The following is a 22,461-nucleotide window of genomic DNA, read 5'->3' as shown; positions in this document are numbered from 1 at the left end:
TGTTTATTTACTTGCTAAGCCAGTCTTTAAGCTGTTTGGCTTGTTCGCTTGCGTTACCAGTGTAGGTGGCAGGCGTAAGCTCAGCTAGGCGTGCTTTATCTTCGCTTGGCACTGCACAAAGCTCATCGCTATTTACAAAATCTACCATCATCTGGCGAGTCATGGCTTGACCACGAGTCAAAGCCTTTAGTTTTTCGTAAGGCTTTTCAACATTATAGCGACGCATGACAGTCTGAATCGGTTCAGCAAGCACTTCTTGGGCATTGTCTAAATCTTCAGCCAAGCGACTTTCGTTCACTTCTAGTTTGCCAATGCCTTTTAAGCACGCTTCAAAGGCAATCAGACTTTGGGCAAAACCTACGCCCATATTACGCAAAACAGTGCTATCGGTCAGATCGCGTTGCCATCTTGAGATTGGTAATTTTTCGCCTAAGTGAGCCAGCACCGCATTAGCGATACCAAGATTGCCTTCAGAGTTTTCAAAGTCAATCGGATTAACTTTATGTGGCATAGTTGATGAGCCTACTTCGCCATCTTTAAGCTTTTGTTTGAAAAAACCAAGAGAGATATAACCCCATACGTCACGGTTAAAGTCGATTAAGATGGTGTTAAAGCGACGCAGTGCATCAAACAGCTCTGCCATGTAATCATGAGGCTCAATTTGGGTGGTATAGGGGTTAAAGGTTAGCCCTAGGCTTTCCACGAAGTTTTTAGCATTGCTTGCCCAGTCAATCTTAGGATAGGCAGATAAATGGGCGTTGTAGTTACCCACCGCACCGTTAATCTTACCGAGCAATTCCACCGCTTCAAATTGTTTGATTTGGCGTGATAAGCGGTAGGCGACGTTTGCCATCTCTTTGCCAAGCGTTGTTGGGCTTGCAGTTTGACCATGCGTACGCGACAGCATTGGCAGGTCGGCAAAATCTTCAGCCAATTTGGTAATTTTAGATAAAATTTCATTCATGCTATCAAGCAGAACATCACGCCCAGATTTTAGCATAAGTGCGTGCGATAGGTTATTAATGTCTTCTGATGTACAAGCAAAATGGATAAACTCGCCTGCGTTTTTTAGCTCATCAATGTGGGCGATTTTTTCTTTTAGGAAGTACTCAACAGCTTTTACATCGTGGTTGGTTGTGCGTTCGATTTCTTTAATGCGTTCGGCATCTGCACTGCTAAAGTTAGCAACGATGGCGTCAAGTGCAATATTTGTGGTATCAGAAAATGGCTTGATTTCCCCAATTTCTGGGTGATTGGCTAGGGTTTGAAGCCAGCGAACTTCTACGGTAACACGAGCATGGATTAAACCAAATTCGGATAAATAAGGACGCAAGGCATCACACTTAGAGGCGTAACGACCATCAAGAGGGGATAGGGCGGTCAAAGCTGACAAAGACATGGTAATTCCTTAAGTTTAACAGATTGATGAGTGTTGGTTATTATAACAAATTTATCTAATAATTTGTGGGTTTTGGGGTGTTTATGCTGTAGGTGAATGTGCGTTTTCAATCACCCCGCCCCCCAAGCACACTTCGCCATCATAAAACACCACCGATTGCCCTTCGGTTACCGCTCGTTGGGGCTTGTCAAAAATGGCTTTAATGCCATCATCGGTGGCAAAGACGGTACATGCTTGGTCAGGCTGACGGTAGCGAGTTTTGGCAGTACAAGTATATCCTGTGGTAAGTAGCCCATCAGGCACGCCTGCCACCCAGTCCATTTTAACCGCAGTCAGCATTTGGCTTAATAATAAGGGGTGGTCATGTCCTTGCCCGACAATCAAACGGTTGTTTGCCACGTCTTTTTGTAGCACAAACCACGGCTCATCAGGGCGATTTGCCACACCGCCCACACCAATACCGCCACGCTGTCCGATGGTATAATACATCAGCCCATCATGAGTACCAAGTTTTTGACCGTCATCGCTATAAATATCGCCTTGTTTGGCAGGCAGGTAGGTTTGTAAAAAGTCTTTAAATCGTCTCTCGCCAATAAAACAAATGCCTGTTGAGTCTTTTTTATTGGCGGTGGCAAGCCCATACTCTTCGGCAATTTGTCGTACCATTGGTTTTTGTAATTGCCCAATGGGAAACAGTGTTTTGGCAAGTTTATCCCCACCAACAGCGTGTAAAAAATAACTTTGGTCTTTGTTCGTATCTACGCCACGCAGTAGGTTGGCATAAGTTTTGCCTGAGATTTTAAAGATATGCGAGCGATTGGCATAATGCCCTGTGGCAATAAAATCTGCACCCAAGCCAAATTTGGGGTTGGTGGCATAGTCTAAAAACGCCTTAAATTTAATCTCTTTGTTGCACAAAATATCAGGATTGGGCGTGCGATATGCCTGATATTCTGCCAAAAAATGCTCAAACACATTATCCCAGTATTCGCTTGCAAAGTTAGCGGTGTGCAGCGGTATGCCAATTTTGTCGCACACCGCCTGTGCATCCGCCAAATCTGTCATAGCGGTGCAGTATTCTGTGCCGTCATCTTCTTCCCAGTTTTTCATAAACAAACCTTCTACCATAAAGCCTGCTTGTTTTAATAACAAAGCAGACACTGAGCTATCTACACCGCCACTCATGCCAACGATAACTTTGGTTTGGGTAGGGTTTGGGATGTCATCTAGGGTAAAAGGGGTGGTTTTAGTGGTCTGTGTCATGGGCTTACTTCTTTAAATTATTTTTCAATGCGTATTTTTTAGCAATGTGGTAAAATGGGCAATGCTTGGTTGGATTGGAAAATTACAAGCAATCTAACTTAGCATAAACGATAAACTAACCCTTGAATTTTACCACAAAAAGAACAATTATGATAAAAATCGGACACGGTATTGACGTTCACGCCTTTGTAGATGAGCAAAAAGAGGGGCAATTTGTGGTATTTGGTGGGGTTAAAATCCCCCACAACAAAAGCATTTTGGCTCACTCTGATGGTGATGTGGTGCTACACGCTTTGGCGGACGCACTTTTAGGGGCGTTGACACTTGGCGACATTGGACAGCATTTTCCAGATACATCGGCGGATAATAAAGACTTGGACAGTCGTGTGATACTACGCCACGCCTATGAATTGATACTCTCAAAAGGCTATATTCTTGGCAATGCAGACATTAGTATCATTTGTGAAGCTCCCAAGATTTTACCCCATCGTGATGCCATGCGTGCCATCATTGCCACAGATTTACAAACCAACAAAGATAACATTAGTATTAAGGCTACCACCAACGAAAAAATGGGGCATTTGGGACGTGGCGAAGGTGTGCAAGCTCATGCGGTGGTATTACTAACCAAAACGCCACACAATAACAATCTAATAGATGATATGGCAAATACACCATGACCAATTTTCTAAAAAATAACCCTGCTTTATTATTGATTGATTTACAACAAGGCTTTAACCAAAGCAATCATTGGGGCGGTAACAGAAACAATCATAATGCAGAAACAGTCTGTTATCAGCTTTTGAGCAAATGGCGTGAAAATAATTTACCTATTATTCATATTCGTCATGCCAGTACTGATATGAACTCGCCATTACACCCTGATAATCCTGGTTTTGAGTTTATGGAACTAACCAAGCCAATCAAAGATGAACTTATTATTACCAAAAATGTGAACAGCGGTTTTATTGGTACAAACTTACAACAGATACTCAATGCTCAAAATATCAAGGTTTTGGTTATTGTGGGTTTGACGACAGACCACTGTGTTTCTACCACCACTCGTATGGCAGGTAATTTTGGTTTCAAGACGTATGTGGTAGAAGATGCGACCGCCACTTTTGATAAAATTGGCATTCATGGCGAAAAGTACGATGCCCAAACCATTCATTTGACTGCTTTGGCAAGTTTGCACAAAGAATTTGCTACCGTTATCTGTAGCGATGACTTATTTAATAGGCTATAACTTACTATTTTAAATGAGTAATCATGCCTTAATTTAAACCACTTTAATGTTAAAATGGAGAAATTTATGACCGACATTAATCCTGAAGTTAAATCCTTGATTGAAAACCAAATCAAAGACCACAGCGTTTTGCTTTATATGAAAGGCACGCCACAATTTCCCCAATGCGGATTTTCGGCTCGTGCGGTGGAAGTATTAACCCAAATCGGTAGACCTTTTGCGTTCGTTAATATCCTAGAAAACCCAGAAATCCGCCAAACTTTGCCACTTATTGCCAACTGGCCAACGTTCCCACAACTTTGGGTAGGTGGCGAGCTGATTGGCGGTAGCGATATTATCTTGCAAATGTATCAATCAGGCGAGTTAAAACCGCTTGTTGAAGAACACAGCCCTGAAGTATAATTGACAATCGCTCTAAGAAACGGTTATGAAGATAACCGTTTTTGGCGTTTTTGGTGATTTTTAAAATGACTCAAAAAATCAAAAAAATTTCTAATGATATTTTAATCTTATGCGAAAACCCCAACACAGCCCTACAAGCCATTCATCTGATTATGATGGCAGGCGGGGCAGGTGAGCTGTCATGGCAAGTGGTTTATAATCGTGTCATGGCAGATGGCGATGTGCAGGCAGCTTATTATCTAATCGCCTTTGCCCAAAAAACCGACGATTTACCATTTGATGTGTTACCACTTATTCACATGGTATTAGATAAGGGCGATGAAAAATTAAAATCTGCCATGCTCGATAAATTACCCGATGTGGCAAAAGAACAGCTAAAGCAAGAAGGTCTGATTTGATGGGTGTGTTTTATGCCATGCTATCGGTAATGAAGTGATAAAAAGTGGCGATGAATAAAAGTGCGATTGCTTGCGATGAGCTGTTAGTAGTTCGTTCGGTGGGGCTAGATGATTTGCCTGCTTTAACTTGTATCTATAATCAAGGCATTAGAACAGCTAATGCCAATGAACACAAGGTCGATATCGTAAATAGAACCGCATGGTTTGCCAAGCATGATGAGACCTGCCCTATTATAGGGGTTTATCTAAATGAACGCTTAATCGCATGGTCAAGCTTAAGTGAATTTCATCCTTTACCTGCCTATAAAATTACTCGAGAGATTAGCATTTATGTCGATCGGGCGTTTATCGGACAAGGCTTAGGCAAGCTTTTATTAGAACATATGCTAAAGATTGCCAAAGAATTAGGTGTTATCAATGTTGTGGCGTTGGTGTTTAGCGATAACATCGCAAGCATTAAGCTTTTTGAGAAATTTGGATTTGGGTGCTGGGGTGTTTGGCAACAAGTTTGTCGTTTTAACCACAATGGCAAAGATGAGTTTAAAGATGTGACAGTACTTGCAAAGTCAATGGTGTAATTAACAGTGGTTTTGTGAAAGAATGATACATAAAAGCATGATAAAGATAGGTAAAAAATGAACTTTTTAAACGGTTATGATGTCGTCGTTATCGGTGGTGGGCATGCAGGTACCGAAGCGGCTTTGGCGGCAGCTCGCATGGGCTCAAAAACTTTACTACTTACTCATAATATTGAGACGCTTGGTCAGATGAGCTGTAACCCTGCTATTGGCGGCATTGGTAAATCACATCTGGTACGTGAAGTGGACGCATTGGGCGGGGCGATGGCACTGGCGACCGATAAAGCAGGTATTCAGTTTCGAGTGCTTAATGCTAGAAAAGGGGCAGCGGTGCGAGCCACTCGTGCCCAAGCCGATAGAGTGCTGTATAAATCTGCCATTAGGCAAGTTCTTGAAAATCAAGAGAATTTACACATTTTCCAAGCGTCTTGTGATGATATTTTGGTGGAAAATGGTAAAGTTGTGGCGGTTGTTACGTCCACTGGAATAAAAATTGCCACTAAGACAGCTGTTTTGACATCTGGCACATTCTTAGGTGGTGTGATTCACGTTGGTCTAAAGCACCAAAATGGCGGACGTATGGGCGATATGCCGTCCATCGCACTTGCTCATAGATTGCGTGAACTAAACTTGCCTGTCGGACGACTTAAAACAGGTACGCCAGCACGCATTGACGCACGCAGTGTGGACTTTAGTGTCATGACAGTGCAGCCGGGGGATACGCCGCTACCTGTGATGAGTTATATGGGTGATGTGTCAATGCACCCACGCCAAATCAACTGCTACATTACGCATACTAACGAACGCACTCACGATATTATTCGCGCCAATCTTGACCAAAGCCCAATGTTTAGCGGTAAGATTGAAGGGGTAGGCCCTCGCTATTGCCCAAGCATTGAAGATAAAATTCATCGTTTTGCTGATAAAAACAGTCATCAGATTTTCATTGAGCCTGAAGGCTTAACCACACATGAGCTATACCCTAATGGTATTTCTACCAGCCTGCCATTTGATGTGCAGATTGATTTTATTCGATCTATGAAGGGGCTTGAAAATGCCCATATCACTCGACCTGGATATGCCATTGAATACGATTATTTTGACCCACAAAATTTAAGACCGACACTTGAAACCAAATCCATTGATCATCTGTATTTTGCAGGGCAGATTAACGGTACGACAGGCTATGAAGAAGCTGCAGCCCAAGGTATGCTTGCAGGAATTAATGCCAGCCTAAGCGTACAGCAAAAAGAACCTTGGACGCCAAAACGCTCTGAAAGCTATCTTGGGGTGTTGGTGGATGATTTGATTACACATGGCACAAAAGAGCCGTATCGTATGTTTACAAGCCGTGCTGAACATCGCCTATTACTTAGAGAAGATAATGCTGATCAACGTCTGACAGCAATCGGACGAAAGCTTGGCTTGGTTGATGATGAACGTTGGGCGGTATTTAGCCAAAAAATGGAAGCACTTGAGCGTGAAACGGCACGCCTAAAAGAAATTTGGGCAACACCAAATAATGCGATTGGTAAAGCATTTATGGAAAATACAGGTGAGATATTAACCAAAGAAAATCATTTGTTAGATTTATTAAAACGCCCAAATATCAGCTTTAGTGATATCGCTAAAGTGGCTGACAGCGATGTATCATCTGATGTGGGTGAACAGATAGAGATTGGGGTAAAATACGAAGGTTATATCAGTCGCCAAAATGACGAAATTGAGCAATTAAAACGCCTAGAAGAAATGCCACTTCCAGATGATTTTGACTATCAGTCAGTATCAGGCTTATCTAACGAAATCGTGCAAAAGCTAAGCCATGTCAGACCTGCAACTTTAGCACAGGCGGGGCGTATCAGCGGTGTAACGCCTGCAGCGGTGAGTTTGCTTGCGATGACGCTCAAAAAAAATAAAAAAGCTAAAACAGCTTTCTAATTCTTAGCGATGAAATGATGCCTACCTGCGCTTAGATTTGTATCATAAAAGTTACGCATAGACTCGTTAAAACAAGATATTTTATTGGTATGATGCTAAATTGATGAGTTTGTTTATTGTTGGCGGTAGTTATAGGGGTGTGTGATGGCGTTTACTACTGTATTACAGGCAATCAGTTTTGCATTGGTCATCGTATTTCCTAACCTTGCTTTGATGGCGTTAGGCTTTGGCTTGCAGCGATTTACCATGCTAAATCAGACTTTTGTGGATACTGCCAGCAAGCTTGTGTTTAATTACTGCTTGCCTTGTTTGTTGTTTTTAAGCGTAATTAAAAGTCAGATTGATTATAGCGAACAGATAACGTTAATCGGTGCAGGGTTTTTGACCACTTTTGTGCTGTTTTTTGGTTCGGTGGCATATGCCAAATGGCGAGTGCCTGATGTGCGTGATAAAGGTGTGTTTGTGCAGGGGGTGTTTCGCTCTAATATGGCGATTATTTCCTTGTCAGTTGTGACCAATGCGTACGGTGAGCTTGGTACGAGTGTGGGGGCGGTGTATATGGGTGTAATTACCATCTTATATAACGTGCTTGCCGTGATTGCATTGTCTGGCACAAGCATGCAGCGTTCTGCAGGTTTATCACAGCAATTTTTTGGCATCACTGTAAATATTATTAAAAATCCGCTGATTATCGCATTGGTTTGTGCCTTTGTTTATAAAGGTTTGGACTTGCCAAGTCTGCCTAAGCCCATCGCTGATACAGGACAGCTTTTGGCAAATACTGCCTTACCTTTAGCCTTGATTTGCACAGGTGCAGCTTTAAATGTAAAATCTATGTTCACCTTATCAGGTGTGTCAATGCAGGCAAGTATCGGACGGGTTATCATCGCTCCTTTAGTGGCGGTAATGACAGGGGTTATGATGGCATTGCCACCTTTATATTTTGGCGTGCTATTTGTTATGGTGGCAAGTCCTGCGGCAGCAGCAAGCTATGTGATGGCAAAGGCAATGGGTGGTAACGATGTGCTGGCAGCAAATATCTTAGCATTCACGACAGTATTTAGTATGATAAGTCTGACGGTGGGCATGGTGCTTTTAAGACTGATAGGTTGGGTGTAGTTATAAAAAGTATGATCAAGGCTCAATACATTCTAAGAATATTCTAAAAAGACAACTCATTAGGCTGTCTTCTTAATTAATAAGACGTTAAACTTAATTAAGATGTAATATAAACTAGCGTCATTTACACTCTTATGAGAAAATAACGCCATGAACATACATAAAAATACCAGACTATTACCCTATCAACGAGAAGCGATATGGCAAGCCTACCATACAGACAAAGAAAATGTCACTTCACTAGCTTTGCGTTATGGCGTATCACGACCAACGATTTATAAAGTTTTAAAACTTGCTCGCATTCGCCTACTTAAACCCCAAAATAGCACCAATAACCGCTTTAAACAAGCACGTTTTGGGATTAAAAGACTGGCTAAGGTGGAAAAGTCAATTCAAGACAAACTCAAAAAACAAGCCAGACGTTACAATAAAAGCTACCCCGGTGAGATGGTACATGTTGATACCAAACGCTTACCACTACTTAAAGGGCAGAGCACACAAAGCCCAAGAGAATATCTATTTGTTGCCATTGACGATTACTCTCGTGAGCTGTATGCGACTATTATGCCTGACAAGACAGCATGCAGTGCCACTAAATTTTTAATAGAGCATGTGATAAAGCCTTGTCCTTATGTCATTGATGTGATTTATTCTGATAATGGCACAGAGTATAAAGGGACAAAAGACCATGAATTTGTTAAAGCCTGTTATCAAAATAACATCAATCAAAAATTTACCAAAGTAGGCAGACCACAGACTAATGGTAAAGCGGAGCGTGTTATACGTACATTACTACAAATGTGGCATGATAAACATGAGTTCATAGATAACCAACACAGACAACAAGAGTTAAATCGTTTTATTAACTTCTATAACACAGTTAAGCCACATAGTGCCTTAACCAAAAAAGACAGTTTAGGCAAAACTCAAACTTTAACACCTTATGAGTGGCTTGAACTTTATTTTAGTCAAAGTGTAAATAACAGTTGAGGTTTTTACACTTTCTCATAAAATAAACCTAACAGATTGCAAGATTATCATCAATATCCACCATAGCATTGGGATATGCCAAAGTTTAGAGCTGAATACAACTCTTTATTCAACCTATCTTGTTCATAATAATCTAGGTAGGTTGTTGGTGCAACTAGCGTTCTAAGGTCATCAATCTTTATGTAGGATGCGGTAGCATTCAAAATACAATCACACAAATCTTTTGAATTTTTTTCCAAACCCTCCAGTCCCAAGACAAAACCCCTTTGGCAGTCACGAATATTGCGCTTGATAAATAATTCGCGCACCTCGTCATCTGAAACAGCATTTTGAAATATACTATTTCTATCATGTTTACTGCAAGATACCAATAAAAATAAGGCAATAAAAGTCAAAACCAACCTTTTCATGATTTCAACTAAATAAGTACATTAGACCGCGAATCATACCTATCGGAAAAATAATAATATCAATTGCCGCCCACATAAATTTATCACTAGAAAAATCAACAATGGCTGAATAAATAGGAAGAATTATTGATGCTGCAGTGAAAACCAAAGCAAAAATACCACCAAATGCATCACGAGAATCGCTCATAAAATCTCCAATAATCTATAGATGAGTAATTATTTTACATTATAAACTTTTATTACTCTTCTTTCAAGTATGAATTTGAACAAAAATAGATTATTTTATAAATCAACTTGGTTTTAAGATGGCGCAAATTATCAGCACTCAGATTGATAAATTAATCGGAAAAAGAATTCAATTAAAACGTAAAGAAAAAGGATGGTCTGCAGAAAAGATGGCAGAACTACTAGATGTATCACAACAACAACTGTCAAGATATGAAAGAGGTGTGAACAAAATTAATGTAGCTCATTTGGTTGAAATTGCTAATCTTTTGCAAACTCCAATTGACTATTTTTTTGAAGACTGTATAAAGAAAGTGGATTATCAACAAAACTCTTATGATGCGGCTTGGCAAAAACTGACTAATGAACAGAAAAGGGCAGTTTTAACACTTATCCAGACCTTGACCAAATAATGCTATTAAGCTGATCATAGAAACTGGATTAAGATTGCCAATCACATGTCAAAACTCCAATCTTTCGAATGTATTATTTTAGATTTGCAATGCTTAAAACCCCTATTGACAAAAGTAGTCAACAGGGGTTTTTAAAAGTCAAAACATCTTCTAGTTCTTAAACTTCACAGGTCGCTCAGCATTAGGATAATGATGTTCATGCTCAACATCGCATTCTTCGCCCACCGTATTGCCCTTATCATCTTTTGGTTTTTCGATATAGCCTGTGCGCTCATGAACGGGCAAGTATTCATGCTCCCACACCATCACCGCCTGCATACAGGTCTGACGCTGTTCATCGGTAAGACGCACACCATTTTCCCACTTGCCAAGCTCAATGGCGGTGCGGAATTTGGCGACAATTTCGGGATTTAGGCTGTTTAGAATGTCTTCTTTATTCATCGTATTTCCTTGGGCTTATTCTGTTTTTAGGGAAAATTCTTCGCTGTACAGATTCCAATTAAGCTTCGTGCGACACGCCTCATAGAAGCTATAACTTGGCGGGTGTAAGAGCAACAAAGTCTTATCATGCTTGGCGATGAGTAGGGTTTGGTTGTTATCAAGCGGTGCTGATGCCTTGCCGTCCGCCCCAACCATTGGCTGTGTGCGATTGTCTTTATGAATGTTAATGGCAAGCTGACTACTGCCCGCCACCACCAAAGGACGGCTCGATAGCGTGTGCGGGTGCATAGGCACAAGACAAATAGCATCAATGGTCGGGTGAATGATAGGTCCACCCGCCGATAAAGAATAAGCGGTTGAGCCTGTTGGTGTCGCTACGATTAGACCATCTGCGTGCTGACGATACACGTCCGTTCCGTTAATTTTTAGTTGAAAATCAATGGTATGCACCGATTTGCCTGCGTGCAGAACGATGTCATTTAATGCCACATCTTCATGAATCACCACATCGGTCGGTTTGCCGTCATCATCATTATTGACAATTTTAAATGCCAATAAAAAACGCTCCGCAATCCAATAATCGCCATTTAACACCTGCGTTACTCGCTCGGTCAATTCATCAGGATTTACGTCTGCCAAAAATCCAAGTCGCCCACGATTCACACCAAGCACAGGCACGCCCGTCCCTGCCAAGACGCTCGCCATTTGTAGCATAGAGCCATCACCACCGACCACGATGGCAAAATCACAATGCTCACCGATTTTTTGGCGTGGTACAATCTTCAACTGATTGCCATCTACTTGATCAAAATCAATGCCCAAGTCTTCAATTGTCGCTGTCTGCGTATCAATGACGATAGACAGCCCCCTACCGCTCAATAATGCAATCAGCTCATTTAAAGTCTCAACCACGCTTGTTTTACCAGCACGCCCCATCAAAGCGATACGCTGAAATTTTGGGCGTTTTGGATAATTATTCACAAAATTTGACATAGCACACAACAACAAAAATAAAGCGTATCATATCAAAAAATCCCACAATAGCACAACCTAAGTTTTTGGTGGGTTTTGGTGGGTATGCTTTTTTAATTTATATGTAATATAAACTAGCGTCATTTACACTCTTATGAGAAAATAACGCCATGAACATACATAAAAATACCAGACTATTACCCTATCAACGAGAAGCGATATGGCAAGCCTACCATACAGACAAAGAAAATGTCACTTCACTAGCTTTGCGTTATGGCGTATCACGACCAACGATTTATAAAGTTTTAAAACTTGCTCGCATTCGCCTACTTAAACCCCAAAATAGCACCAATAACCGCTTTAAACAAGCACGTTTTGGGATTAAAAGACTGGCTAAGGTGGAAAAGTCAATTCAAGACAAACTCAAAAAACAAGCCAGACGTTACAATAAAAGCTACCCCGGTGAGATGGTACATGTTGATACCAAACGCTTACCACTACTTAAAGGGCAGAGCACACAAAGCCCAAGAGAATATCTATTTGTTGCCATTGACGATTACTCTCGTGAGCTGTATGCGACTATTATGCCTGACAAGACAGCATGCAGTGCCACTAAATTTTTAATAGAGCATGTGATAAAGCCTTGTCCTTATGTCATTGATGTGATTTATTCTGATAATGGCACAGAGTATAAAGGGACAAAAGACCATGAATTTGTTAAAGCCTGTTATCAAAATAACATCAATCAAAAATTTACCAAAGTAGGCAGACCACAGACTAATGGTAAAGCGGAGCGTGTTATACGTACATTACTACAAATGTGGCATGATAAACATGAGTTCATAGATAACCAACACAGACAACAAGAGTTAAATCGTTTTATTAACTTCTATAACACAGTTTAGGCAAAACTCAAACTTTAACACCTTATGAGTGGCTTGAACTTTATTTTAGTCAAAGTGTAAATAACAGTTGAGGTTTTTACAATTAAGACGTTAAATCAACACCACCCAACTGTCGTTTATCCAAGCTGTCATGCTTGGTAGGGTGTTTGGTGGTATATCATCAATGGTTAGAACGCCGCCTTCGATTAATCTGACAAATAAGCTATGCTCACTTTCTTTAAGGCAAATCAAATCGCCATTGACATACCATTTGTCATCACATAGCACAAAGCGACTGGCGGGGTTTAGCATGACAACTTCACCGTTTGATAATCGATCCATCAGATCGTCTGTTGTTATCTCATCTTCAAAGGCAAGTAAATCGTATTGACGCTTGCTGACAAGCTCAGCAATGGCAGTCTGAATAATGCTATCACCAGCCGATGAGTTTAGCAGCTCAATAAGCCTAGATTTAATGGATTGAATACTCTTGTGGCTTAGCTCATTTGGGTTGTCTTGCATGGCTTGGGGTAAGAGCATGGGAGAAAATAGGGCGTGTTCTGTGGTTGCGATATCAGCGATTTCATCTAATACTTGCACAAGATTAGGGCGGCGAAACCCAAAGCTAAAAGTTAAGCAATCATCCATCGCAACGCCATGGTGCGACAAACAGGGTGGCACATACAAGACATCGCCTGCTTCTAAAACTTCATCAAAAATAATCTCACCCATATCATCAAGCAAGCGAATGGGCTGATTTGGTACGAAAGCAGTACCAGTATTTGGCGTAGGATCGCACATCTTACCTAAAGTCCAGCGACGAGATCCAAAGCCTTGTGCTAAAAATACGTCGTATTCATCATAATGCTCACCAACGCTACCACCTTTAGGGGCAACTGATACCATAATATCATCTTGTTGCCATTTTGGGATAAAGTCGAACGCTTGCCATAGCGTCCCCAGCTCAGGCGACCACGCTTCTAGGTTTTGGACAAGCACAGTCCAGTAAGTTGGGGTGTTTTGTAAGTCGCTTTCGCTTAGCGGGGAATTTTTTAGGCTCCACTGAGTGGGATTGTCTTGTTTTTGGGTGATAAGTCTGGCTGATACACCTTCTTGTACTGCTAAATCTAGCACATCTTCTGGCTCAAACATACCAATGATTGCAGGCAATCCATTTTTAATGAGTAAAGGCTTTTTTTGCCAATAGTCTTGTAAAAATACTTCAGGTGTGATGCCATTAGGTAGGCAAAAGGGTAAGCGATCGCATTGTTCGGTGGTTGTCATGATATGCCTTAGTTTGTGTTTTTTTTGGTTTGTTGGCTTGGGCTTTGGTGTGATATTCTTAACCAATAGCCAAGCTGTCTTTACTGTATAAATATGGTTAGTGTATTAAAGCTTATAACACTTTTAAGATATATAACACTTTTAAGATAAAAATCATTTTATCATATGTTAAGCGTTTTATATGAAAAATAGCTACTCTACCACTTAATTGGTTAAGTTAAAATCAACTTTAATGATTAAGTGCTTTGGTTTTTTAAAACTTGTCTGATGCAAATATTAGACTTGCCTTTTTTGCTTGAAAAAATATGTGATTTTTCTTTATTTTTCATGGCAAATACAAAAGTTCAACACATTATATAGTTTAGCAATTTTTTATCATAAAACCAATCAGAAAGCAAAATTTTGGCATAATTGTGCTAAAATAACGATACATTGATACCAAAAATAAGGGCGAATGATGACGCAGATTAACGAAGTAAATTCATATGATGACGAGTTGCAAGAACAAGAGTTTGAGTATTTTTTAGAAGAGGGTAACGAGGCGATAACCCAAGCGGACATTGCTGAGCTGTATCAAGATTTGGCTCAGGCTGAAGAAAACCTGATTAGTATCCGTGATTTTATTCGCTTTTGTGTGACGAAGTTACGCCAATATGACGTGGTAGTCGCCCAAGGAACAACAGATGAATTTGCAGAAAGCGCTGCTATTGTCTTACATTCTTTGCATTTAACATGGTCAGCAGATGAGCAAATCTTAGACTGCCGCTTAACCCAAGCTGAAAAGCGTGCAGTATTAACCTTGCTTTCTGAACGAATCATTCAGCGTAAGCCACTTAGCTATCTGATTAACTTGGCGTATTTTTGTAACTTGCCATTTTATGTTGATGAGCGTGTGCTGATTCCACGCTCGGCAATTGCTGAGCTGATTAATCAGCGTTTTTATCCTTATTTTGATGTTGATGATGCCAAAAAAGCCCAATTCTTTGAGCATGGTCTAAGAGAGTTGCAGCTTGCACCACCTGAAAGAATATTAGATCTATGTACAGGTTCAGGCTGTATTGCCATTGCTTTGGCGACTGTATTTGCTGATGCAACTGTCGATGCTGCTGATATTGATAAGGACGCACTAGAAGTGGCATGGACGAATGTTGAGCATCATGATTTGGCACATCAAGTTACGCTTATAGAATCAGATTTATTTTTTAAAATCCCTGCTGAAAATCAGTATGAGCTGATTGTCACAAATCCGCCTTATGTGGATTCAGCAGCGATGGCAGAGCTACCGCCTGAGTTTTTGCACGAGCCTGAGCATGCATTAGCAGCAGGACAAGACGGCTTAGATTTGGTGCATCAAATTTTACACGATGCACCAGATTATCTCACCCGTGATGGGCTTTTGGTGTGCGAAGTGGGCGATAGCGAATGGCATTTACGCCAAGCTTATCCGAATATCCAATTTGATTGGTTAGAGTTTGAAAAAGGCGGTAGTGGTGTGTTTGCGATTACTTGTGAAGAATTGCTTGACTACCGTGATGAGTTTGCCAAACAAGTAGCAAGGGTAAAAGGTGAGTAAGGCGATAGCGTAAAAGCCTGCATTGATGTTTTAAGTTAAGTCATTGACGTATTAAGCGAGCTATTTCATGGCAAAAAAATCAAGCTATGTCTGCCAGTCATGCGGTGCAAATTATGGCAAATGGTCAGGGCAATGCACCGACTGTGGCGAGTGGAACACGCTGATAGAAGCACCGAACATCGCCATGCCACACCATCGCACCGCTAAATCAACTTCTGGTAGTGCCAGCACCAAGGTGACAAACTATGCTGGTGCAGTCAGTGGGGTGATGAGCCTTGATGAAGTGGGTGTTACACTTGAGACTCGTATGCCGACAGGGATTAGTGAGTTTGATCGTGTGCTTGGTGGCGGGCTTGTAGCAGGTTCTGTGGTGCTAATTGGTGGAGACCCAGGTATTGGTAAATCTACGATACTATTACAAACCGCCATTAACATGGCAGCGATTGATAGCTTAGCAGGTTCAGCGTTATACATCACAGGTGAAGAAAGCTTATCTCAGGTCGCTATGCGTGCCAAGCGTCTGTGCCTACCGACCGATCGCTTGCGTGTGCTTGCTGAGACGAATGTTGAGACCATTTGTGCAGCCTTAACCAGCGAACAGCCAGCTGTTGCGGTGATAGATTCTATTCAGACGTTATACACAGAGGCGATACAGTCTGCTCCCGGTGGCGTGGCACAGATTAGAGAGTCTGCTGCCATGCTGACTCGTTTTGCCAAGCAGACGGGAACCGCCTTATTTCTTGTTGGTCATGTTACCAAAGAAGGCTCGCTTGCTGGCCCTAGAGTACTAGAGCACATGGTAGATACGGTGTTGTATTTTGAGGGTGAGAGTGACAGTCGCTTTCGTATGATTCGTGCAGTCAAGAACCGCTTTGGTGCAGTCAATGAGCTTGGTATTTTTGGCATGACTGATACAGGGCTTAAGGAAGTGGCTAATCCATCTGCGATTTTTTTAAGTCGTTATGAAAAACCCATCGCAGGCTCGGTGGTGATGGTGAGCCGTGAAGGTACACGCCCACTGCTCGTGGAGGTGCAAGCCCTTGTTGATGACAGTCATGGGCAGTCAAGACGTATGGCTTTAGGGCTTGATTATCAGCGTTTAGCCATGTTACTGGCTGTCATGCACCGCCATGGTGGCATTCACACGAGTGGGCAGGATGTGTACGTCAATGTCGTCGGCGGTGTTAAAGTTATGGAGACAGGCTCAGACTTAGCGGTGTTACTTGCTTGTGCATCAAGCTTGCGTGCTAAAGCATTGCCGCCACGCCTTGCCGTGTTTGGAGAAGTGGGGCTGAGCGGTGAGATTCGTCCTGTGCCTAACGGTCAAGAGCGTTTAAAAGAAGCCAGTAAGCACGGCTTTACTCATGCCATCATTCCTAAGGCGAATGCCCCAAAAGACCAAACGATGTTTGGCGGCATTCACGTCATCGCTGTCGATCGTCTCGATGATGCTCTTGCTAAGGCATTTGAATTATTTTAAGGCACGCTAGATGATACGCCACCTAAAACAGCATAGTTTGGTATTTTTATTACTCATCATGTGGCAGGCAGTGGTGGGATTTGGCTTAGTGCCAGATTATCTACTGCCTTCTCCTTGGCAGATTATTTGGGCATTTATTGATGATATTGCATTGCTGGGCATGCATGCCAAATATACGCTATGGACAGCGTTTTTAGGTGTGGTGATTGGACTTATATTAAGTTTTGTTTTAGCGATTTTGATGGATTTATCTAAAATTTTTAAAGAGCTGACTTATCCTGTTTTGTTATTAAATCAGACCATACCTACCATTGCTATAGCTCCGCTTTTGGTGATTTGGCTTGGTTATGGTATTTTACCAAAGGTGGTTTTGGTGGTATTGTCGGTATTTTTTCCAATGACAATCGCACTGCTTGATGGCTTTAACTCAATCCAAAAAGAACAGCTTAATTTATTTCAATCATTAAAAGCCACAAAATACCAGCTGTATCGCCACTTAAAAATCCCTTCTGCGATGGGTTATTTTTTTACGGGGTTAAAAGTTGCCTTATCTTATGCGTTAATTTCGGCGGTGATTGCTGAGTGGTTGGGCGGTTATCATGGGCTTGGTGTTTATATGACTCGAGTAAGAAAGTCCTATGAGCTTGATAATATGTTTGCGGTGATATTTTTTATTAGTGTTTTGACGTTGATGTTAATTGCTTTGATAAAGCTTATCGAAAGGCGTGTCTTAAGATATTACTATGTAAAATAATCAGTTATTAATAAAAGCTTAATAAAAGCTTAATAAAAGCTTAATAAAAGCTTAATAAAAGCTTAATAAAAGCTTAATAAAAGCTTAATAAAAGCTTAATAAAAGCGTTGCAAAGTTTTTATTAATTATCTATACTGTAAAAATAGTCGGGGTGCTTTTTAAATTATACAAAAAAGCTGAGATGATACCCGTGAACCTGATACAGTTAATACTGGCGTAGGAAACTTATGATTAATCTATTTTTTTTTGGCTTATGTCAGATTGCTGTTAGCTTTATTCTAAATTGTCGTCTTTTTAGACGCTTTAAATCGGAGTAACTTATGCAAATGACATTTGCAAATAAATTTGTCGCGGTTTTGACAGCAGGCTTATTGCTTGTAGGGTGTAAGCCACCTGTCAAAAGTAGCGATACCACTCAACAGGCTGAACCCTTGATCATTGCCCTTGACTGGGTGCCAAACACCAACCATACTGGGCTGTATGTGGCATTAGATCAAGGGTATTTTGCTAAACAAGGCTTTGAGGCAAAAATCGTACAGCCATCAGAGGATAGCTCATCAACGCTTGTGTCAAGTGGGCGTGCAGATTTGGGCGTGTATTTTCAGCCAAATATGGTAAAACGTCTCAATAAGGGCGAGCCTATCACCGCTGTAGCAGCGATTGCTCAGCATAACAGCGTAGGATTGATGTCGCTTAAATCTCTAGGTGCGACATCGCCAAAGGATTTGCATGGCAAGCGATATTCTACTTGGGAAGATCCTGTGGACGATGCGACTGTGGCAAGTATTGTTGGTGCGCCGTTAAATCCTGTGCCAGGTGAGAGCACTGATGCAACTTCAGCATTACGATTAGGTCAGTTTGATTATTTGCTGGCATATTACAGCTGGGATGGCATTCATTCAGAGCTTAAAGGCGTGGATACGAATTTCTTTTATTTAAAAGATGCTGATCCTGTGTTTGACTATTATGCTCCTGTGCTAATTGCAAATAGCGATGAACTGACTAAAAACCCAGAAAAATATAAAAAAGCACTTAGTGCCATTAAGGATGGCTATCTATACGCCGCTAAAAATCCAGAAAAAAGTGCAGATATTCTATTAAAGCATGCACCAGAAACCAATAAAGAGCTTGCACATGCTAGCCAAAAGTACATGAGTGCACAATATCTAGATGAGAAGGGCGATTGGGGTCGTTTTGATTATGATCGCTGGGATCGTTTCTTTGATTGGGTGTATGCCCAAGGACTGGTTAAAAAACCATTTATGCCCCAAGCAGGCGTGACCAATGATTACCTGCCCGCTGAGCAAAAATAACATGGGCTTATAAATGCTAACTTGATGGCTGTGCATAAATGAGTACGATAAATCTGCCACCTAAAAAGCTCAGCTTGGTGGATATTCACCACACATTTGATGGTGATGAACTATTGCATGGGCTTAACTTATCCATTGACGAAGGCGACGTTGTTGCCATCGTTGGGGCAAGTGGCGTGGGCAAGACAACGTTATTTAATATCGCAGCAGGGTTATTAATGCCGACATCAGGCAGAGTTTTTATTCATGGCATGGACGTGACAGGCAAGCCAGGTCATGTGGGCTATATGCTCCAAAAAGATTTGCTCTTACCCTTTAAGACTGTTTATGACAATATCGCTTTACCCCTAGTTTTGGCAAAAATGTCAAAGGTGCAAATCGCTCAGCACATTATGCCAAAGCTCGCGGAGTTTGGCTTGGTGGGGCAAGAGCTAAAATATCCAAGTCAGCTTTCAGGAGGTCAAAGACAGCGTGCTGCATTGCTAAGAACCTATCTGAGTAATGATGGTGTTATGTTGCTTGATGAGCCGTTTTCTGCTCTTGATTTTATGACAAAATCGGCAATGCATATTTGGTTTGATGATTTTCGCCAAAAGGCAAGTTTAGCTTGCTTGATGATTACGCATGATATTGATGAGGCGATTGCATTAGCAAGTCGTATCTATGTACTTAAGGGTAAACCTGCAACTTTTACTGCTTGTTTTGATGTGCCAGATATGCCAAATTTTACTCAAAGTTCGGCATATTTAAGATTAAAACAAGAGCTGCTACAAGCATTATCCTAAGATGTTATCTAAATTGTGATAAGTGCAATTAAAAAACCAACCGATCGGTTGGTTTTTTAATTGGACCTGTGATGTGCTTAGTTAGGTGTATTTTTTTTTTGAAGATTATGGTTTATCAACACGCTCAATGCTGACATTACCCACACCTTTACTGGTAATGCCGATGGCTTTAGCAGCACCATAAGATAAGTCAAGCACACGATTGCCATGGAAAGGACCACGATCATTCACTTTTACCACAACTGACTTACCGTTGTCTTTATTGGTAACTTTAATGTAGCAGTTAAGTGGTAGTGAGCGATGGGCAGCAGTTAGGGCATTCATATCAAAGCGTTCGCCACTGGCAGTCTTGCGACCATGAAACTGACGACCATACCAAGATGCTAAGCCTGTTTGCTTAAAGCGTTTTACGGTGTTTGATGCCACTGCTGTTAGTTTTTCTAAAACAGGCTCTGAGTCGTTAACAGCGACATCAGTCTTATTTACAAGCGGACTGTTTAGTGCCAAGGATGCAGGCTGTCTAACCGACTTGACAAGGCTTGATGCGTTGTCATACTGTTCGGTAAGCTTACTCAAAACCTTATCAATGTCGCTCTCATTTGTATCACTAGCCTGAGCTGGTAGGCTAAGACTAGCGGTCAGTAAAGCTAGACTTAAAAAGTTAAGATGTTTTTTCATTACTACCTCGCATAACCATAAGCACTGTGCGTTATGGTTAACTTTTACGTCACATTGTACGATAGATGTGCGTTTTGGTGTATTTCTTATCCGTCAAAAGACGTATAATTTTAATAAAACTAAAGTGCCTTAAGTTTAAAAACAACTAAGAATATCTAAATTTAAGGCATAGTATATATTGGATGATTCCAATCTTTATATAGTAACACCATTTTTTTAAATTTCAAGGCATAAATTTAATTTAAAAACAACAACTTAAATAAAAAAGTGTTGATTTTGCTTAAAATTAATGCCAAAAGGAGTGGATTATTCGACATTTATTAGCTGTAAAATTAAGCCTAAAATTTGCCACACAATTTTAGGTTTTGGGGCAGAAGATGATATAATAAAGCAATCTTTAAAGATGATTCGTCATGGGGTAGGGTATGCGATCAAGTAAATTTCAGATAAAATTTAAAACCCAAAGAGTATCGCAAATAATAACAGGGCTGATGGCATTGTCAATGATGTCTGCTGTACAGGCTAAAACAACCCATCTTGAAGTGGCTACCTTTGACCATCATAACCATAGCCATAGCCATAGCCATGAGCATGATAAGCATAATGAGATGGTCGGTAGTGCTGAGCATTTTTGGCAGTGGCTGCAGGATCATCCCGATCAAAAAGATGCTGTCATACACTACCAGACTTATCTTGCAACTCAGCTTGGCAGTGCAAAAGCTGTGCCGCCTTTACATAATCTACTGACGACAGCACGTTCTTGGCGTGAATGTAATGCCGAGCCTTATCAAGTGCCACCAACTGAACTTTGGGCTAAGATTTTACCGACCATTCAGCTGTATCATGAATTACGCCAAGTTGGGATTTTGCCACCTAGTACTAAGATTCGCTCGGTGTATCGTAATCATGCGTTAAATCAATGTGCTGGCGGTGCTAAGGCAAGTAAGCACACCATGAATGCCGCTATTGATATTTGGGTGCCAACTTATGACGCTAATAGCAGTGAGATGCTGCAGCTTCAAGATATGCTGTGTCAATTTTGGCATGAGCAAGGTGCAAAATGGCAGCTTGGTCTAGGTGTTTATGCCACAGGAGCTTTGCATTTAGACACCCAAGGCTATCGCAAATGGGGGGTAAATTACACGCAGCCTAATTCAGTTTGTCGTTATACACCACCATTAACGGTAGATTACTAATGTCAAAAGATAGCCAAATTGGCATTCAAAATCGCCACATTGCTTCATTAATCGGCATTGATTTATGGGTGGATAAGCGGGCAAAAATATGCCACACAAAGCCGTATATTGATCGCATTAATCAGTGTTTTCAAGTGCAGCCAGACGCCATCTTAGATGAAAGTATGAATACTGATACAGTTTGGCATGACAAGCTTGATGTATCCGATAAAAAAGCCGTCAGTGTAATAAATGCTACAACTAAAAGCGAACCGATAGATGAATTAAGCCCAAGCGAGACAAAAATTCGCTATCAGCTACAAGGATTACGCTATGGCACTTGGGTGCTTATCGTTGATAAACTTCAGATGACACCTGAAGAAAAATCACTGTGGCTGTCTTTGCAAGATGCCTTAAAGCGAACAGCGACAAGTAGCGGCATGGGGTTTTTACTTCATGAAGCACACTATCCATTCACGAAAGATGATAATCAAAGCTACGATGTGGCATTGGCTAAGAGTGGTTTTGGTGGTTTTTTTGTGCCGTTTTTAATAGGAAGTTTTGCTAAGCAAAAGCCAAGCGTGGTTTTTTTGAGTAATATGGGTGAGTTTATGTACGATTTAGGTATAATTGACACTATCCACGCTCAGATAGATAAGGTGGTCACACTACCGACACTGTCTACTATGCTAAAAAATCCATCTACCAAAAAAGCATTTTGGCAAACCGTTGTGGGTTAAC

At 41.1% G+C, this 22,461-nt stretch carries 24 protein-coding genes, 1 pseudogene and 1 riboswitch; of the genes and pseudogenes, 17 read left to right on the top strand and 8 right to left on the bottom strand.

The features are described from left to right. Nucleotides 1–7 precede the first annotated feature (7 nt). Nucleotides 8–1,393: an adenylosuccinate lyase gene (gene purB, locus LU293_RS01540; protein WP_242749592.1), complete on the bottom strand. Its 1,386-nt coding sequence runs from the start codon at nt 1,391–1,393 to the stop codon at nt 8–10. Between the two features lie 87 nt (nt 1,394–1,480). Then, complete coding sequence (gene mnmA, locus LU293_RS01535) at nt 1,481–2,662, bottom strand: tRNA 2-thiouridine(34) synthase MnmA (protein ID WP_256462114.1); 1,182 nt, start codon at nt 2,660–2,662, stop codon at nt 1,481–1,483. 149 nt (nt 2,663–2,811) lie between these two features. On the opposite strand from mnmA, the gene ispF reads away from it, so the two are divergent. From ispF to LU293_RS01495, 8 genes are all read left to right on the top strand, one after another. Then, complete coding sequence (gene ispF / locus LU293_RS01530) at nt 2,812–3,342, top strand: 2-C-methyl-D-erythritol 2,4-cyclodiphosphate synthase (protein ID WP_242748174.1); 531 nt, start codon at nt 2,812–2,814, stop codon at nt 3,340–3,342. Beyond that, on the top strand, nt 3,339–3,908 hold the full coding sequence (locus LU293_RS01525; protein WP_242748173.1) for a cysteine hydrolase family protein: 570 nt from the start codon (nt 3,339–3,341) through the stop codon (nt 3,906–3,908). Before ispF ends, LU293_RS01525 begins: the two co-directional genes overlap by 4 nt. Before the next feature lie 66 nt (nt 3,909–3,974). Beyond that, complete coding sequence (gene grxD / locus LU293_RS01520; protein ID WP_242748172.1) at nt 3,975–4,310, top strand: Grx4 family monothiol glutaredoxin; 336 nt, start codon at nt 3,975–3,977, stop codon at nt 4,308–4,310. 65 nt (nt 4,311–4,375) lie between these two features. Then, nucleotides 4,376–4,708 (top strand): hypothetical protein, encoded by a 333-nt coding sequence (locus tag LU293_RS01515; protein ID WP_242748171.1) that lies wholly within the window; start codon nt 4,376–4,378, stop codon nt 4,706–4,708. Nucleotides 4,709–4,758: 50 nt separating this feature from the next. Continuing rightward, a complete protein-coding gene (locus LU293_RS01510; protein WP_242748170.1) occupies nt 4,759–5,286 on the top strand; it encodes a GNAT family N-acetyltransferase in 528 nt (175 codons plus the stop codon). A gap of 57 nt (nt 5,287–5,343) precedes the next feature. Beyond that, nucleotides 5,344–7,224 carry a tRNA uridine-5-carboxymethylaminomethyl(34) synthesis enzyme MnmG gene (mnmG, locus tag LU293_RS01505; protein ID WP_242748169.1) on the top strand — a complete coding sequence of 627 codons (1,881 nt, stop codon included), beginning with the start codon at nt 5,344–5,346 and terminating at the stop codon, nt 7,222–7,224. Nucleotides 7,225–7,368: 144 nt separating this feature from the next. Then, nucleotides 7,369–8,343: an AEC family transporter gene (locus LU293_RS01500; protein ID WP_242748168.1), complete on the top strand. Its 975-nt coding sequence runs from the start codon at nt 7,369–7,371 to the stop codon at nt 8,341–8,343. A 150-nt stretch (nt 8,344–8,493) separates the two neighbouring features. Continuing rightward, nucleotides 8,494–9,333 carry an integrase core domain-containing protein gene (locus LU293_RS01495; protein WP_242748167.1) on the top strand — a complete coding sequence of 280 codons (840 nt, stop codon included), beginning with the start codon at nt 8,494–8,496 and terminating at the stop codon, nt 9,331–9,333. Nucleotides 9,334–9,383: 50 nt separating this feature from the next. On the opposite strand, the gene LU293_RS01490 is transcribed toward LU293_RS01495, so the two are convergent. Further along, nucleotides 9,384–9,728 carry a hypothetical protein gene (locus tag LU293_RS01490; protein ID WP_242748166.1) on the bottom strand — a complete coding sequence of 115 codons (345 nt, stop codon included), beginning with the start codon at nt 9,726–9,728 and terminating at the stop codon, nt 9,384–9,386. A gap of 19 nt (nt 9,729–9,747) precedes the next feature. Further along, a complete protein-coding gene (locus LU293_RS01485; RefSeq protein WP_242748165.1) occupies nt 9,748–9,930 on the bottom strand; it encodes a hypothetical protein in 183 nt (60 codons plus the stop codon). Nucleotides 9,931–10,048: 118 nt separating this feature from the next. Between LU293_RS01485 and LU293_RS01480 the strand changes: the two genes are divergently transcribed. Continuing rightward, on the top strand, nt 10,049–10,381 hold the full coding sequence (locus tag LU293_RS01480; RefSeq protein WP_242748164.1) for a helix-turn-helix domain-containing protein: 333 nt from the start codon (nt 10,049–10,051) through the stop codon (nt 10,379–10,381). 150 nt (nt 10,382–10,531) lie between these two features. Here the strand turns inward: LU293_RS01480 and LU293_RS01475 are convergent, their stop codons facing one another. Further along, nucleotides 10,532–10,822, bottom strand: coding sequence for a YeaC family protein (locus tag LU293_RS01475; RefSeq protein WP_242748163.1), 291 nt, complete (start codon nt 10,820–10,822; stop codon nt 10,532–10,534). A 15-nt stretch (nt 10,823–10,837) separates the two neighbouring features. Continuing rightward, on the bottom strand, nt 10,838–11,815 hold the full coding sequence (locus LU293_RS01470) for an NAD(+) kinase (protein ID WP_242748162.1): 978 nt from the start codon (nt 11,813–11,815) through the stop codon (nt 10,838–10,840). Nucleotides 11,816–11,964: 149 nt separating this feature from the next. Between LU293_RS01470 and LU293_RS01465 the strand changes: the two genes are divergently transcribed. Next, the gene (locus LU293_RS01465; RefSeq protein ID WP_242748161.1) at nt 11,965–12,699 is read left to right on the top strand and encodes a DDE-type integrase/transposase/recombinase; all 735 of its coding nucleotides are present in this window, start codon (nt 11,965–11,967) and stop codon (nt 12,697–12,699) included. Nucleotides 12,700–12,789: 90 nt separating this feature from the next. Here the strand turns inward: LU293_RS01465 and LU293_RS01460 are convergent, their stop codons facing one another. Continuing rightward, nucleotides 12,790–13,962, bottom strand: coding sequence for a cupin domain-containing protein (locus tag LU293_RS01460; protein ID WP_242748160.1), 1,173 nt, complete (start codon nt 13,960–13,962; stop codon nt 12,790–12,792). A 457-nt stretch (nt 13,963–14,419) separates the two neighbouring features. Here LU293_RS01460 and prmB point away from each other — a divergent pair, with 457 nt between their 5' ends. The 5 genes from prmB to LU293_RS01435 all read left to right on the top strand — a co-directional run bounded on the left by prmB (nt 14,420) and on the right by LU293_RS01435 (nt 19,867). After that, nucleotides 14,420–15,535, top strand: coding sequence for a 50S ribosomal protein L3 N(5)-glutamine methyltransferase (gene prmB, locus LU293_RS01455; RefSeq protein ID WP_242748159.1), 1,116 nt, complete (start codon nt 14,420–14,422; stop codon nt 15,533–15,535). Between the two features lie 67 nt (nt 15,536–15,602). Then, nucleotides 15,603–17,015, top strand: a complete 1,413-nt coding sequence (gene radA / locus LU293_RS01450) for a DNA repair protein RadA (RefSeq protein ID WP_242748158.1) — start codon at nt 15,603–15,605, stop codon at nt 17,013–17,015. A gap of 10 nt (nt 17,016–17,025) precedes the next feature. Then, nucleotides 17,026–17,769, top strand: coding sequence for an ABC transporter permease (locus LU293_RS01445; protein ID WP_242748157.1), 744 nt, complete (start codon nt 17,026–17,028; stop codon nt 17,767–17,769). 137 nt (nt 17,770–17,906) lie between these two features. Next, nucleotides 17,907–18,009, top strand: a riboswitch (TPP riboswitch). Between the two features lie 80 nt (nt 18,010–18,089). Beyond that, on the top strand, nt 18,090–19,082 hold the full coding sequence (locus LU293_RS01440; protein ID WP_242748156.1) for an ABC transporter substrate-binding protein: 993 nt from the start codon (nt 18,090–18,092) through the stop codon (nt 19,080–19,082). Nucleotides 19,083–19,120: 38 nt separating this feature from the next. Further along, the gene (locus LU293_RS01435; RefSeq protein ID WP_242748155.1) at nt 19,121–19,867 is read left to right on the top strand and encodes an ABC transporter ATP-binding protein; all 747 of its coding nucleotides are present in this window, start codon (nt 19,121–19,123) and stop codon (nt 19,865–19,867) included. A gap of 105 nt (nt 19,868–19,972) precedes the next feature. Here LU293_RS01435 and LU293_RS09890 read toward each other — a convergent pair. Beyond that, nucleotides 19,973–20,320, bottom strand: a pseudogene (locus LU293_RS09890) (septal ring lytic transglycosylase RlpA family protein); the annotation flags it as partial. 650 nt (nt 20,321–20,970) lie between these two features. Here LU293_RS09890 and LU293_RS01425 point away from each other — a divergent pair. Beyond that, complete coding sequence (locus LU293_RS01425) at nt 20,971–21,741, top strand: D-Ala-D-Ala carboxypeptidase family metallohydrolase (protein WP_242748153.1); 771 nt, start codon at nt 20,971–20,973, stop codon at nt 21,739–21,741. Continuing rightward, nucleotides 21,741–22,460, top strand: coding sequence for a hypothetical protein (locus LU293_RS01420; RefSeq protein WP_242748152.1), 720 nt, complete (start codon nt 21,741–21,743; stop codon nt 22,458–22,460). The genes LU293_RS01425 and LU293_RS01420 overlap by 1 nt, the downstream gene beginning before the upstream one ends. The last annotated feature ends 1 nt before the right edge of the window (nt 22,461 follow it).

This window comes from Moraxella nasovis (assembly GCF_022701215.1).
Classification (GTDB): Bacteria; Pseudomonadota; Gammaproteobacteria; order Pseudomonadales; family Moraxellaceae; genus Moraxella; species Moraxella nasovis.
Note: the sequence above shows the minus strand (reverse complement) of the source record. Positions and strands in the feature narration are given on the sequence as shown.

Coding starts and splice junctions, on each gene's coding strand:
- LU293_RS01470 (WP_242748162.1), bottom strand. CDS start 11,815: ATGTCAAATTTTGTGAATAATTATCCAAAACGCCCAAAATTTCAGCGT.
- LU293_RS01425 (WP_242748153.1), top strand. CDS start 20,971: ATGCGATCAAGTAAATTTCAGATAAAATTTAAAACCCAAAGAGTATCG.
- LU293_RS01480 (WP_242748164.1), top strand. CDS start 10,049: ATGGCGCAAATTATCAGCACTCAGATTGATAAATTAATCGGAAAAAGA.
- LU293_RS01465 (WP_242748161.1), top strand. CDS start 11,965: ATGAACATACATAAAAATACCAGACTATTACCCTATCAACGAGAAGCG.
- grxD (WP_242748172.1), top strand. CDS start 3,975: ATGACCGACATTAATCCTGAAGTTAAATCCTTGATTGAAAACCAAATC.
- LU293_RS01445 (WP_242748157.1), top strand. CDS start 17,026: ATGATACGCCACCTAAAACAGCATAGTTTGGTATTTTTATTACTCATC.
- mnmA (WP_256462114.1), bottom strand. CDS start 2,662: ATGACACAGACCACTAAAACCACCCCTTTTACCCTAGATGACATCCCA.
- LU293_RS01495 (WP_242748167.1), top strand. CDS start 8,494: ATGAACATACATAAAAATACCAGACTATTACCCTATCAACGAGAAGCG.
- ispF (WP_242748174.1), top strand. CDS start 2,812: ATGATAAAAATCGGACACGGTATTGACGTTCACGCCTTTGTAGATGAG.
- LU293_RS01440 (WP_242748156.1), top strand. CDS start 18,090: ATGCAAATGACATTTGCAAATAAATTTGTCGCGGTTTTGACAGCAGGC.
- LU293_RS01460 (WP_242748160.1), bottom strand. CDS start 13,962: ATGACAACCACCGAACAATGCGATCGCTTACCCTTTTGCCTACCTAAT.
- LU293_RS01515 (WP_242748171.1), top strand. CDS start 4,376: ATGACTCAAAAAATCAAAAAAATTTCTAATGATATTTTAATCTTATGC.
- LU293_RS01525 (WP_242748173.1), top strand. CDS start 3,339: ATGACCAATTTTCTAAAAAATAACCCTGCTTTATTATTGATTGATTTA.
- LU293_RS01500 (WP_242748168.1), top strand. CDS start 7,369: ATGGCGTTTACTACTGTATTACAGGCAATCAGTTTTGCATTGGTCATC.
- radA (WP_242748158.1), top strand. CDS start 15,603: ATGGCAAAAAAATCAAGCTATGTCTGCCAGTCATGCGGTGCAAATTAT.
- LU293_RS01420 (WP_242748152.1), top strand. CDS start 21,741: ATGTCAAAAGATAGCCAAATTGGCATTCAAAATCGCCACATTGCTTCA.
- LU293_RS01435 (WP_242748155.1), top strand. CDS start 19,121: ATGAGTACGATAAATCTGCCACCTAAAAAGCTCAGCTTGGTGGATATT.
- LU293_RS01510 (WP_242748170.1), top strand. CDS start 4,759: ATGAATAAAAGTGCGATTGCTTGCGATGAGCTGTTAGTAGTTCGTTCG.
- prmB (WP_242748159.1), top strand. CDS start 14,420: ATGACGCAGATTAACGAAGTAAATTCATATGATGACGAGTTGCAAGAA.
- LU293_RS01485 (WP_242748165.1), bottom strand. CDS start 9,930: ATGAGCGATTCTCGTGATGCATTTGGTGGTATTTTTGCTTTGGTTTTC.
- mnmG (WP_242748169.1), top strand. CDS start 5,344: ATGAACTTTTTAAACGGTTATGATGTCGTCGTTATCGGTGGTGGGCAT.
- LU293_RS01475 (WP_242748163.1), bottom strand. CDS start 10,822: ATGAATAAAGAAGACATTCTAAACAGCCTAAATCCCGAAATTGTCGCC.